14 protein-coding genes are annotated in these 12,294 nt (G+C 62.8%); 9 read left to right on the top strand and 5 right to left on the bottom strand.

Annotated elements, in window-relative coordinates:
• Positions 1–271: 271 nt before the first annotated feature.
• From AB0K73_RS20770 to AB0K73_RS20760, 3 genes are all read left to right on the top strand, one after another.
• Positions 272–1,363, top strand: coding sequence for a hypothetical protein (locus AB0K73_RS20770; RefSeq protein WP_360519570.1), 1,092 nt, complete (start codon positions 272–274; stop codon positions 1,361–1,363).
• A 104-nt stretch (positions 1,364–1,467) separates the two neighbouring features.
• Positions 1,468–3,807, top strand: coding sequence for a glycoside hydrolase domain-containing protein (locus AB0K73_RS20765; RefSeq protein ID WP_360519567.1), 2,340 nt, complete (start codon positions 1,468–1,470; stop codon positions 3,805–3,807).
• A gap of 239 nt (positions 3,808–4,046) precedes the next feature.
• Positions 4,047–4,373 carry a hypothetical protein gene (locus AB0K73_RS20760; protein WP_360519565.1) on the top strand — a complete coding sequence of 109 codons (327 nt, stop codon included), beginning with the start codon at positions 4,047–4,049 and terminating at the stop codon, positions 4,371–4,373.
• Positions 4,374–4,654: 281 nt separating this feature from the next.
• On the opposite strand, the gene AB0K73_RS20755 is transcribed toward AB0K73_RS20760, so the two are convergent.
• Positions 4,655–5,062: a hypothetical protein gene (locus AB0K73_RS20755; RefSeq protein ID WP_360519562.1), complete on the bottom strand. Its 408-nt coding sequence runs from the start codon at positions 5,060–5,062 to the stop codon at positions 4,655–4,657.
• 773 nt (positions 5,063–5,835) lie between these two features.
• Here AB0K73_RS20755 and AB0K73_RS20750 point away from each other — a divergent pair.
• Positions 5,836–6,234 (top strand): hypothetical protein, encoded by a 399-nt coding sequence (locus tag AB0K73_RS20750; protein WP_360519559.1) that lies wholly within the window; start codon positions 5,836–5,838, stop codon positions 6,232–6,234.
• Here AB0K73_RS20750 and AB0K73_RS20745 read toward each other — a convergent pair.
• Together AB0K73_RS20745 and AB0K73_RS20740 are read right to left on the bottom strand one after the other, a co-directional pair.
• On the bottom strand, positions 6,231–6,482 hold the full coding sequence (locus AB0K73_RS20745) for a DUF2188 domain-containing protein (RefSeq protein ID WP_360519556.1): 252 nt from the start codon (positions 6,480–6,482) through the stop codon (positions 6,231–6,233). The two genes, AB0K73_RS20750 and AB0K73_RS20745, sit on opposite strands and share 4 nt — an antisense overlap.
• A gap of 247 nt (positions 6,483–6,729) precedes the next feature.
• Positions 6,730–7,071: a hypothetical protein gene (locus AB0K73_RS20740; RefSeq protein WP_360519553.1), complete on the bottom strand. Its 342-nt coding sequence runs from the start codon at positions 7,069–7,071 to the stop codon at positions 6,730–6,732.
• 294 nt (positions 7,072–7,365) lie between these two features.
• Here AB0K73_RS20740 and AB0K73_RS20735 point away from each other — a divergent pair, with 294 nt between their 5' ends.
• From AB0K73_RS20735 to AB0K73_RS20725, 3 genes are all read left to right on the top strand, one after another.
• Complete coding sequence (locus AB0K73_RS20735) at positions 7,366–7,488, top strand: hypothetical protein (RefSeq protein WP_360519550.1); 123 nt, start codon at positions 7,366–7,368, stop codon at positions 7,486–7,488.
• Between the two features lie 268 nt (positions 7,489–7,756).
• Positions 7,757–8,347 (top strand): hypothetical protein, encoded by a 591-nt coding sequence (locus AB0K73_RS20730; RefSeq protein WP_360519547.1) that lies wholly within the window; start codon positions 7,757–7,759, stop codon positions 8,345–8,347.
• A 294-nt stretch (positions 8,348–8,641) separates the two neighbouring features.
• On the top strand, positions 8,642–9,451 hold the full coding sequence (locus AB0K73_RS20725; protein ID WP_360519544.1) for an alpha/beta hydrolase: 810 nt from the start codon (positions 8,642–8,644) through the stop codon (positions 9,449–9,451).
• Between the two features lie 204 nt (positions 9,452–9,655).
• Here the strand turns inward: AB0K73_RS20725 and AB0K73_RS20720 are convergent, their stop codons facing one another.
• Positions 9,656–10,471, bottom strand: coding sequence for a hypothetical protein (locus tag AB0K73_RS20720; protein WP_360519541.1), 816 nt, complete (start codon positions 10,469–10,471; stop codon positions 9,656–9,658).
• The gene (locus AB0K73_RS20715; protein WP_360519538.1) at positions 10,468–11,025 is read right to left on the bottom strand and encodes an RNA polymerase sigma factor; all 558 of its coding nucleotides are present in this window, start codon (positions 11,023–11,025) and stop codon (positions 10,468–10,470) included. Before AB0K73_RS20715 ends, AB0K73_RS20720 begins: the two co-directional genes overlap by 4 nt.
• Before the next feature lie 188 nt (positions 11,026–11,213).
• Between AB0K73_RS20715 and AB0K73_RS20710 the strand changes: the two genes are divergently transcribed.
• On the top strand, positions 11,214–11,441 hold the full coding sequence (locus AB0K73_RS20710) for a hypothetical protein (RefSeq protein WP_360519535.1): 228 nt from the start codon (positions 11,214–11,216) through the stop codon (positions 11,439–11,441).
• Between the two features lie 72 nt (positions 11,442–11,513).
• On the top strand, positions 11,514–12,107 hold the full coding sequence (locus AB0K73_RS20705) for a recombinase family protein (protein WP_360519532.1): 594 nt from the start codon (positions 11,514–11,516) through the stop codon (positions 12,105–12,107).
• Positions 12,108–12,294: the final 187 nt, after the last annotated feature.

Raw genomic sequence — 12,294 nt, 5'->3', positions numbered from 1 at the left:
CGGAACTCCTTGGGATACGGCTTTGCCACACGGACATCCTTCCAGCGAGGACGAATCCTCACACTTCAGATGTCAACCAAACCCGGGGCAGACCCGAGGTTCCCAACTGCCTCCTTGTCATCGAGAGATGTGACTTTGGACACATATGCGCAGGATCTCCGGTGGGTGATGCTGAGAGCGGCTCGCCAACGCACTCGGCGAGCCGTTGGCCCTCGCAGCGAAGGTTCGGCTTGGTGGGCTTCAGCACCCAAGCATCTAGGAGGGCGAGGAATTGGCGGCACTTCAAAATGGTCTGGCGCGCGTGAACGTATCGAGACGCCAGTTGCTGCAGTCATCCGCGGCGACTGCCCTCATCGCAGTCTCGTACTGGGTCGATGACCGGACCGTATCCAAGGAGCAACTCAACGGCGCCCCTCCTGGAGCAGTGACGACGTTCAACCGTCGGACCCTGAGCTACTTCTCTGCTGACTACTCCACGGAGCACATCTGGGACCTCGCCACGGCGGTTGAACTCTCAAGAATCGGTCGGGACATCGTGGAAATCCATGTCGCGATCCGCTTCGACCCCCGAGTGCTCGCCACACGCGACGTGCTGATCGTTGAAGCCAACGGAGAGTTTCACGCCATCCGGGCTCAAGAGACATCGACTGACGGGCTGATAGCAGAAGCCACTTTCATTCTGGACCCGCACCTGTGGAAGCAGCATCACCTGAGATTCAGCCCACCGCTCATCGCGAAAACGCTGTACCCGAAAGACGCAATCGACGGCGTGCTTGTGCCGACGGTGGAGTTGACATTCGTTGACACCCGCGGCAACACCCATCTGCTCACCCGGGCGCTCGCGACCGAGCTCACACGCCCGGTCGCTCCATGGGGCGTCGAAGTCGCCGCAGCTTGGGACGTTGTGAGCCGCAGCGCAGATGGGACCGAGTTCTATCGCGCGCCGGTCGGCCTGCTGGTCACCGGCACGGGTCCGAATCCGACGCCCGCCGGTATGCAGGTCGAGATGCGTGTGGCCGAGTCCGCTGCCGGTGCTCCCTCCATCCGCTCCTATGGCAATGGCATGGATGAGTTGCCCGCTGGGGCGATCACCTCCACCACCACCACGGATGGGATCATCCGAACCGTCACGTTCGTAGTCACAGAGTCACTCGGGCCGGAAACGAGTCGCAGCATCAGCCTCGAATGGGCTGAGTTCGTTGCACAGCACGCTGGCGATGCTCCGCCGAGGGCGCTCGTTCGAGTCACTACCGAAGGTGACGACCACGCGCCACGGCGAGGCCCAGCAGGAACAGACACGATCGTGGACATGGCAACAGCGCCAGCTCAGGTGAAGCAGGACCTGGCGCGGAAGGGCGGATAGTGGACACCTGGGTTCTTTACTCCCAGCAATGGCTGAACACCACCTATGGAGAGCGTGCAGGATACGTCAGGACGCCAACGACTGGAGTCACAGGGTGGTCAACCATGTACTCCGCTACTCGCGCCCTACAGCTTGAGCTTGGAATCACTAACACTTCCGACACCTTCGGCCCAGGGACGACTTCGGCGTTCATCTCGCAGATCGGTGAGATCACCTCGACGACGAGTGCTCAGCGTGCCAACGTGGTCGGCATACTCCAGGCAGTCCTGTGGTGCAAGGGATACTGGGGAGGAACTGAATTCGGCGTGTGGGACTCGGACACGGCCTCCGCGATCATGGAGGTCAAAGCTGACCTCAACCTGCCGATGACGGCGACGGTTCCGGTCAAGCTCATGAAGACCCTCATGACGATGGATGCGTACATCCTCGTTGGAGGAGGATCCTCGAAGGTTCGTGAAGTCCAGCGCTACCTGAACGGATCGTACTGGCAACGGCTTGATTTCAGTCTCGTACCGTGCGACGGGATCTACTCCCGCCAGGTGCAGCAAGGGCTCATGTACGCCATTCAGTACGAGATCGGGATGGAGGACGGCACTGCAAACGGCAACTTCGGGCCAGGTACACAGCAGGGGATCCGCGACTACGGTGTCTTCGGGCTAGGCGCCTCGGACGGATCAAGACGGATGGTGCGTCTCTACCAAGCTGCTCTGACTCTCAACGGGTATGAAGTCGATTCCTTCCTCGGCCAATTCGACTCCAGCACCCAACAAAAGACGCTCGGGTTCCAGAACTTCGTCGAACTCGCCGCGACCGGAGCAGCGAACTTCTCGACCTGGGCATCCCTTCTGGTAAGTACCGGAGACGTCAACAGGCCTTCGAACGCGTGTGACACGGCAACCCCGCTGCATCCGCTGAAGATCCCATCCGTCACGTCGGCCGGCTACGTCACCGTCGGCCGTTATATCAACGGGATCGACAAACGCCTGCAGCATGACGAGGCCGCGCGAATCTGGTCGAACGGGCTGCGATGGTTCCCGATCTATCAGGAGTGGAACGACGCGGCCGACCACTTCTCCTACCCTCTCGGCTTTGAGCAGGGCGAACGGATCGCAATGCGAATGCGGCAGATGGGCATTCGATCCGGTGAGCGCGTGTCTCTCTCGGTCGACTTCGACGCCACCGAAGACGACATCTACGCCGTCGTCATCCCGCACTTCCAGGGTGTAAGGGATGCGTTGCAAAAGTCGAGTTCAGTGACCTATCGCCTCGGCGTCTACGGGACGCGGAACGTCTGCTCGATCCTCGCCAAGGAAGGGCTCACCGAGTCCTCGTTCGTGAGCGACATGTCCACTGGCTACAGCGGCAACCTCGGATTCCCGCTTCCCAGCAACTGGGCATACGACCAGATCGACGGTCGGCTGCTCTCCTCTGGTTCATCGGGAATCGAGATCGATAAGGTCATCCCTTCGTCGCGCGCCGAATGGCTGAATGAGAGCGACGTGCTCCGAACACCTCGACGGTACGAGAACGGCGCTCCGGCCGGATTCGATGAAGAGTTCTACTGGCGGATCGCCGGCCTTTGCTACCTCGGCGACAGCTCGACCACTAGCACTCTCGTGACCCGCCGCCAACGCAACGACACCGTGCTCAACTGGCTGCAGCGCCCAGAGTACTGGGGCGGCGAGGGAACTAGCATCACCGCCAAAGCATGGGAACTCGTCTATACACCGGCCGCGTACGTCGGGTTCCCCGAGGGAACTCCCCACTTTGACGCGTTGGTAACAGCCTTCGTCACCCTCCAGGAGCGCGGTGGAAGCGAGCTCTACCCCACTCCAGTCGCGCAACGGTTCGGCCAAACGGACCACTGGGCTGCATCCACCCGGGGCCATCTTCACCGTGGCGTCAACAGCGGTGATGTGATCAACCCGGGCGACCTCGGCGGTTGGGCATTGGACCTGCTGACGTTCTGGCAGAGCTACGAGAATGCCAGGGTCAAAGAGCCAGGCGGGATCTTGGACGTTAAGACCTGGACCACCGCGAACCTCGGCGGGACGAGCGACACAGCGTTCGGCATAAGGGATCTGAAGGCAGACATGGCAGCATTCCTGTGTGCGAAGCGGATGAACGACCAGCCGGACGTTTCGCTCGACGAGATCGTGCGGCAAATGCTCGTGGAGATCGAGGACGATCCCGGGTGGTTGGCGAAGCGGTTCACCGCGGAGCGGTTCGGGAACCGAAGCACGATGGTTGCTGCGGCCAAGTCCGTCTTTACCACTCCGTGGCTTCCTGACTGGACGATCGACTTCTTCATCAAGGTCCGACTCCCCGGTGCGGCGGCCACTACCTTACCGCCGTCGGCTGCCGTGCTCGCCACAGAGCTCGACGGTCTCGCAAACGGCTTCGCTGATGCGGTCGAAACGGCACAAGCCTGGCCGGAGGGATGACTCAGACGAATCGACCCTTCGTGAAAGCGTCGGGATACCTCACGGCGATTCTCGGCGTCACTGCCAGCGCCGTGTCCAGCTATTCGCTTCTATCGCCACTCGCACGAGCGGTCAACTGCTTCGAACCGCGAGAAACTACCTGGGTTCATGCGCTCGAGAGCGTCGGGTGGTCCGCAGTGGCCGTGCTTGCGATGGTCCTCGCGATGGTGCTTGGCAACCGAGCGGCTTCCACTCCTAGCGTGCGAGCGTTCATCCTGTGGTGCGAGTCCATACTCGGTGCCCTCCTGCTCGTTCCCATTATGATCTTCAGCAGTCCGGCCTCCGATTCCGGGGCCTTGTCGCGCGCAGAATGCGGGCTCACCGAGGTGGGATCCGCCGCAATCGCAGCGATTCTGCTGATTCCTGCAGTCTTGACGGCCTTACCGGCACTACTGTCATTCTCGAAACTGGCTCCGGTCGTGGCCAACGTGGTCGTGGTCGCGGCGACCATCACGATCTGGGCCGCTGTGTTCTTGGCTATTCGACCGTGGGAGTACCCGGGCGCGTCTTACGGCATCGGTGCGTGAGCTCGCGCCGAGCTTCGTGAAGATGTGAGTGTTGGCGAATAGCCCGAGCGGGAACGTCTTGCCTGGCGATGCGGATCGTCGGCCTCTGCAAGCGGTTTCGAGAGGGCCACTTATGGACGATAGATCTCAACCGAATCTGCGCGTGCAGATGAGTGAGCTAACCGCCAGGCGTGCACTCCGCGCCGCGGCGACTCAGGCTCACTGGATCGCGCGCCTCAAATGAAATGAGTGTGGCCCCGATTTCTCAGGGCCACACTCATCTCGGCTATTCCTCCGGTGGATTATTCCTGTGGCGGTTCTCCCACCTCTGTCGTCACCGTGAAGGTACCGAGGACCTTCTTGCCATCGGCCGCATAGAGAAGGATCTTCTTGGTGTGGACGCCGCCGACCATCAGCTTGGCTGTCTCGGAGGCTGCCTCAGCCGGCGACTTCGGCTCCGGCCCAATGAGATCGGATGAACGGACGTATCCCGACTTTCCGTTGTCACCTACGGCGGCAATCAGATCCGGGTCAACCGGGTTGCCCGCGGCGATGCCATAGGTTTCCCCGGACTCGTTGACCTTGTATTGATGGTCCTCAGGTGTCGGGTGAACGGCACCTGCAACAGCCGAAGCGGAAATTGCCGTACCGCTTATGCCAGCAGCGAGAATGATCGCGCCGGCGAGCAGAGTCTTTGCAGTCTTCTTCATTTCAGGCTCCTACGGCAGTGCAATGTAAGGGGTCGGCGTGCTGATTCCCTGGATGTAGTTGCTCCCGTTCCATCCCCGGTTCACGCCCATGGCGTAGTAGTTGTCGTAGCCACAGTGCCCGCCCACGTTGGCGCTGAACTGGCTCGTTGCTGAGGTTGAGTACACCATAGAGCTTGCGGTGCAGAGCACGCCGTTCTGATGGAAGAGCCGAGCTTGAGCGCCCAGGTAGCCCGATGGTGCAGTGGCGCTCGCGATCGTAGTTCCATAGGCGCGCGCAGGCTGGATGGCGCTTGACCGCATGTGATACGTGAACCCCGCCCCACTGCCGAATGACGTAGTGGAGCTAGCCACCGCCATGGCCGCACCTGCACCTGTACCCATTAAGAACGCCACTATCGTGGCGCCGGTGATGAACTTCGAGAATCTTGACATTCCACCGCGTTTGCGCATTCAGAGCCCCCTTGCTCTTTTGTTTGGTGTGCCGAACGCTATCGCGGAAGCGTTTACCGCGCTGTCGGCACTTGAGAGGACAAATCGGATGAATCTCTCGACTCGTGGAAGGGAAGGGACGCCACATGCGGAATTGCTCTCAAGAAGACCGGATCCGATTCAGGACTTCGAGTGTTCCCTACGAGTGCTGAGCTGATTCGCGGGCTGGGCATGCGCCGCTCCGCGCCAGACGCCTGGCGGTTGAGATGACTGGAGAAGAATCGAACCAGACTCAATATTCGGTGCCAGCAGCACTACGGGCCTCAAATTTGGTGCAGATAAGGGTGAAGATCAAGCGCCGCGACACCATTGATGTCGTGCTTGGCGCGGTGATCGGTCCGCTTGCACGTCCGGAAGCGATCGTGGTCGGTCTCCCGGACGCCGGCGAGCTTCGGATCGTGGGGCGCTCGACGCCGCTGTCCTCGCACAAGGCACGCCAACTTGGTGCGCAGCTGCAGCCACCCATCAGCGTGCATCCGTGCCCCGAGGTCGTCTCGCCTGGAGCCGTGGACCGCTTCAACGCGGGTCGCGATCCCGTCCGGCTGACCTTGGTCGAGCCGGTCGTTGCCGAGATCTCAGCCGACGTCGCCCGTTCCGGCCGCGCCTTCCGGCACGCCGTGAAATTCGTCAGGTTGAGGCCCGAACTCGACGTCGAGGACGTCGAGTCGTCAGCGAACCGCTAACGGGTATCCCGCGCCCGCGACTCGTTTCGGCGGCCAGAGTCGCTGTCACGGAACTTGCCGTCGCGGCCCTGGATCCGCACCTCGCCGTCTCCGCGGCCAGTCTTCGCAACGATCTGCCGTGCACGCTTGACGGCCTCTGCCTGCGTCGACGCATGCGCGGAAGCACGCTGGTGGTTCTCCTTGACGACATCCCAGCCGCCGCGCTCTTGGTTCGGGACTACGTACCGATCGTTGTCGTTCTTCGCCATGAGAGCCCTCCTTGGCGCTCAAGGTACGGCCTCACCACGTGCGCCGAGTAGCCGTTGACAGGACGGGAGTTCAGGAGTCGCGGAGCAGACCTGCCCGGTGCCAGCACAGATGTCAACGACTGACCGTCTCTGATCGGGGGTTTGACATCCGTGGTGTCACGCCCGGCGGGGGAGCTGTGCCATCGAAGACGTCAATTCCGTAGCCCGCGAGGCTCACTGAGCGATCCCTCAGCGAACGTGGTCTCCGTCACTCGCCTTGGACGGGTCCGCGCAGTGGCCATGGTTCGTACTGCACGTCGGCGAAGGACGCGACCTCCTCGCTCAGACGGCGCGCGACTTCTTCGCCGTCGGTGCGCCATCTCTCTCGTGCCTCGCTGCTGTCCCAGCCTTTTGCGTCATCGAAGTGGGACTCCCAGAACCGGTTCCAGGCGTCGATATCGGCGGTGAGCTCCTCGGTCAGTCCGTAGGTTTCTGGTGTTGTCGTGTACCCGACGTCCCAGGTTGACGTTGAGTTCTCCCAGAGTGGCCAGTCACGGGAGTAGTCCGGAAACAGCCGAATGACACGTCGGTGAGGCGTTATCCCACTCATTTCAGGAGGCTATCGCGGCGGTGCCGCGGCCCCGGGTTCACCATGCACAGGCCAATCAGGAATGAGCTGACGGATTCGAACTGGCTGCTGGGATGGGGTGCGACGCATTCTGAGTGGCTCGAATGGATGCGCAGCGCTAGCCTCGAAGCCGGCACAGGGGGTTAGATCCAGGTCGAATGGGACGAGTCGTACTTCGAAGCGCAGCAGGAGGACGCGTCGGCCTACTGGGTGTGTTTCTGGACCGGGGATGACATCGAGCAGCCAGCGGCGCATGATCCTCAGCGAATCACAGGAGTGGGCTCCGTCGAAGAAGTTCTCGAATGGCTCGCCCGGGAGAAGGGCGAGCGTCGGTTCGAGCTCTTCGTTGAAACCGTGGACCACGCCGAATCACGCGAGCACGGCTGGATCGCCTGGTGAAAGCTCATTCGTCTGGCGGGCGACTTCCGCCCGGCCAGCACTTCGGTGACCCTCAGGTTCAATCAGCCGGAATGACGACTGGCCGTGCCCGGGAACGGATCCCGCTCCGGCGGACCATGCGGGTCATGCGGACGACGTTGGGACAGCGGTGCGTGGTGCGCTCGGGTCGCGGTGTGAGACGGTCGGGTGTCAGCCCGCGGAAAGACACCCTCAGGAGGTAGCGATGCGCTCATCTGTACCGATTCCCGGGAATCCATGGCCGCACGACATGGTGATCACCGTCGATGATGATCCAGCGTCACTCGTCGAACTGCTGTGGATCCGCGACGCCTGGGGGCTGAAACCTCACCTCGACGACGTTCCACCGCCACTCGTCGACGCTCCAGACGCTCAGGTGAAGGAAGACGATGGAGTCGACATCGAAGCCTGGCAAGAGGCGTGGCCGGAGCTCTGGAACTTGACGCTCCGGCACGCCGGCGAAGTACGCGACCCCGCACTCTTCGAGGCGATTCGCAGCACAGCCAATGACTCCACCGAGCGTATGGAGTTGCTCGCTCGAATCACCGGGCCGTCTTGGCACGACCGCTTCGGTGAGGCTGGCCTTAAGCGTTATCAGCCTTGGCAGGCTTCGCGATTTCGCAGGCGGACGGCGGGTCTCCCCACCTCAGTCGAGGATCAGCCCGAGCATCGTTCCCTTGAGGCTCTCATCACCGCATGGCGTCATGGGCTTACGAAAATCGTAACGATCCCGTGCCGCGGTGCGTTCACGAGGATCATCGGAGAGCAGACGTTGCTCGTGACCGACGAGACGCGCGCCGACGCCGACGCCTTCAGCACGGCGCTCCATCAATTCAGATGAGGAGCCCGCAGGCGGATCGTTCAACGCGACCCTTAAACGCGAAGTCCTTGAAGTCCGCGCCGTCTTCGCCGCCGGCGATCTGCCGACGCGAGGTGGTTCGCTGGCTCGTCCGCTACAAGACACTCGACGCCACTCCACCCTGGGTCGAGTTTCGCTCGTCGACCACGACACCGAGCCCACCGCGATTACGATGTTGTCAGCGGCATAAACCCAACCCGTGTCCAATAACCGGGGGCAGGGCCCGTGTCAGAGAGGACGAAGCGGCGGCTGCCGTCTCGCGGATTTGGTCTGAGCATGTTCATACAGTCTCTCCCCGGCCTGGCTCGGCTCGAAGTAGAGGTTCTCGGCGAGGGCGATCCATTAGTGGTGATCCAGACCGCGCTTCATGCCGACGAGCTGCGCCCACTGGCCACACTCCTGGCCGAGGGCGGCCCGCATTGCGTCGTCCATTATCACCGCCGGGGGTATGCCGGGAGCGAGCCTCTGACCCAGCCTTCGACGATCGCGGGCGAGGTCGCCGACCTGCGTGCACTGTTGGGGGCCTTGCACCTCGGCCCGGTGGATCTCGTTGGGGTGAGCTACAGTGCGGCGATCGCCCTGACGGCGGCCTCGACATCACCTGACCTTGTGCGGACTCTCACCATTCTGGAGCCTCCGCCAATCGGTGTGCCGAGCACCCCGGAATTTGTGGCGGCGAATCAGCGCCTCATTGATTCCCGGCGCCGCAATGGACCGCTCGTGGCACTGGATGAATTCATGACGCGGGTGCTTGGTCCCGACTGGAGGGTCGACGTCGAGCGGGATGACCCGGGTTCGACGGCCGCGATGGAGCGTGACGCCCCGACGTTCCTCGATTCGGATCTTCCCGCGCTGCTCGGGTGGGAGTTCGACGCCCAGGATGCCGCTCTGATTCAGTGCCCCGTCCTACACATCGGTGGCAGCGACAGCGGCCCCTGGTTCGCCGAGGTCCGCCGGCGTTTGCATCGACTCCTGCCGGGAATGGAGGATGTCGTGATCGCCGGGGCCGGACACCTGCTCGCAACGACACACACCGAAGAAGTCGCGAGGATCGTGCTCGGCTTCCTCAGTCGACATCGAGATTGATAGCTGCTTCGCGGCACGCGGCAGCATCGCGGTGCGACCTTCTCGATGCCTCGCCAATTCCTGATGACGATCCCTGACGGCGACAATGCAGGAGAAACGCAACGAGGGCCGACGCTTATCTTGAAAACGACGGAATCCCAGGCCAGCCTGAGGAGCTGTCCGACTCTCTCCCACCGGATGGGCGTACCCAGGCGTGGTCGGCGTCTAGCGTGAGATCTGCCAGGCCGTGTTGATCTGATCGAACTCGCGAAGGTAACAGCTGCGGGTTGAGCCGTCCGCTTCCGCCGCGGCCGTGGTGCTGTAGGTGATGATGGCACCGGAGTCGTCGACCGCGACGAGTGGGTGGCCTGCGGCGTCCATGCATCCGGCGAAGCGAGCGAATGCCAACCGGTACTCGTTCTCGTCGACGAGGCCGTCCTCGAGCGCGGTTGATTGTGCTGCGGACGGGGACACGGGCTCTGGTGACGTCGTCCACGCAGCCCACAGGGAGAACGAGGCGCCGTCGGGCGCCTCGACGTGAAGTCGACGCAGAGGGGCGTCCGCAGAAATCTGGTATGCGCTCGCATACATGCCGTGACCGGGCTGGGTGTCGGTCTCGTCCGCGCAACTATTGGTAGCGCCGCCAGCGTCGTCGTCGTCGAAAGTGAAGGTGAAGGATCCGGGCGAGTTGCAGTGGGTGGCAAGGATCAGCTGCTCTGCACCGGGCGGCGGTTCGCCGAGGTCGATGGTGGTATCGCCGGCGCCGGTGTACACGATCGGCTCCCCGAACGACTGCAAGGCGGTACCGACGAGCTGCTCGCCCCAGGTTTGCGCGCTGACCTCACCGCTGCTCGGCCCGGAAGTCTGGGCGACAATCGCTGTGGCGACGGCCGCGCCGCTGACCGCTCCGGCGACGACGAATGCGGCAATGCACGCGCCTGCGATCGCCCGCCACGGCCTGCGTTGCGGGAATTGAGAGTCGTGCGCAATCGACGCGAGCGTCTCGCGGAGCGCATCCGTGCGCGTCGGGGTTGTGCTCATGATGGTGCTCCCTCGATGAAGAGTTCGCCGGGGCGATCGATGTGTTCCCGCATCCTGGACTTGGCTCGATGCAACCTGGATTTCACGGTGCCGGGGCTGACTCCCAGTACTAGGGCTGCGTCACGCTCGGACAGATCGAGGATCACGCATAACGTCAGGATTTCTTGGTCGACGAGACGGAGCCGTGCGAGCGCGGCAGATGCAACGCCATCGTCGACCGAGTCGGCCGGATCTGCGACTGGGTTCGGCGGGGGCAGCCGCGCGAGCAGCCGTTGGTAGCGTTTGGTGCTTCGCGTTACGTTCCTGGCTGTGTTGGTCGCGGTGACAAGCAGCCAGGGCAGAAGCGAGCCGTCCACGAATCTGATCCGTTCACGACGACGCCACGCCTCGAAGAACGTAACCGCGAGCACATCCTCAGCATCCACGGGGCGAGCCACCAGGCCGAGACTGTGCCGGTGAACCCGGATTCGATGCCGATCGAAGACGGCAGTGAAGGCGCGTCCATCGCCATCGATCACACGCGGCCACAGCTCCGCATCTTCCAAGTCATCCACACCTTGTAGTGTCCAGCACCCCTGCGCAAGGTTCCCGTATCCCGCTCACGGATATCCCGGCCGGGCTCTACGCGCCACCTCGGCACGTTCTCTTTGGGGGGTCCGCCCGTGATTCGCGCACAATCGCAGGCCAGGCGGTGACAGCAACGGCCTGGAAGCCGTTTCAGCCGTCTAGGCTGATCGAAGCCATGATCCCCTTCGCACTGATCACCGTCTTCGACCTGCTCGTCTCTGTGCTGCTCGTGGTGGCCCCCGGCCGGGTAAACGACGTGCTCGACGCAGTTCAGCACCGAGTGCTTGGGCAGGGCCGGGGTGTCATGCTCTCGAACGGGCTGCTCCGGGTAGTGGGGCTGTTCGGCCTGCTGCTGTCCTCCATTTTCGTTGCCGCCTTGGTCGGGTTCTTCCTCGCCCGGTAGCCGGTCCCTCCCCGGGACATCCCATCGATGCTGTCTCTGGCTGACGACGACGTGCAGGACGAAGCTTCGTTCATGAACGGACTACTGATCGGATACGCACGCGTGTCTACATACGAACAGGACCTCACCGCCCAACGAGTTGCCCTCGAGCGGCTCGGCGTCGACCCCGCCTACATCTTCACCGACCACGGACTGACGGGAACCAATCGCGCCCGACCCGGTCTCCGCGAAGCTCTTGCCGCGTGCCGAGACGGCGACACGCTCGTGGTGGCGAAGCTCGACCGGCTGGCGCGCTCGCTGCGCGACGCGAAGGACATCGTCGACGAGCTCACCGCCAAACACGTCAAACTCAGCATCGGCGGTTCTGTCCATGATCCGCTCGACCCCGTGGGCCGACTGCTGTTCAACGTGCTCGCGATGGTCGCCGCGTTCGAATCCGATCTGATCCGCGCTCGAACTCGCGAAGGCATGCAGGTAGCCAAGGCGAAAGGCCGACTCCGCGGCAAGCAGCCGAAGCTCTCCATCCCGCAGCAACGTCACCTGATGGAGGTCCACAACGCCGGCACCCACACCACGGCGGAGCTCGCCGAACTCTTCAACGTCGCGCGATCGACCGTCTACCGGACCATTCAGCGCCAGAAACCGTCGGAGACACGAGCTGAGTAAGAGCTAGCCTTGGCCGGCTGCTGCGGACGCGGCCACGCTCAGGTGACGAGCTTTTCTCGCATACCCCGCCCGCAATACTGCCCGCTGAAGGTTCGGCGGATTCGAGCGGTCATCGCAACAGGACGTTCCCGATGACTTCGATCGGGGTTTGGAACTCTAACCGTTTTCGTGGTCGGTCGTTCAGCTC

Source organism: Agromyces sp. NPDC052230 (assembly GCF_040679595.1).
In the GTDB taxonomy this organism is placed as follows: Bacteria; Actinomycetota; Actinomycetes; order Actinomycetales; family Microbacteriaceae; genus Agromyces.
The sequence above is the reverse complement of the archived record's forward strand: the minus strand, read 5'-3'. Positions and strand labels throughout refer to the sequence as shown.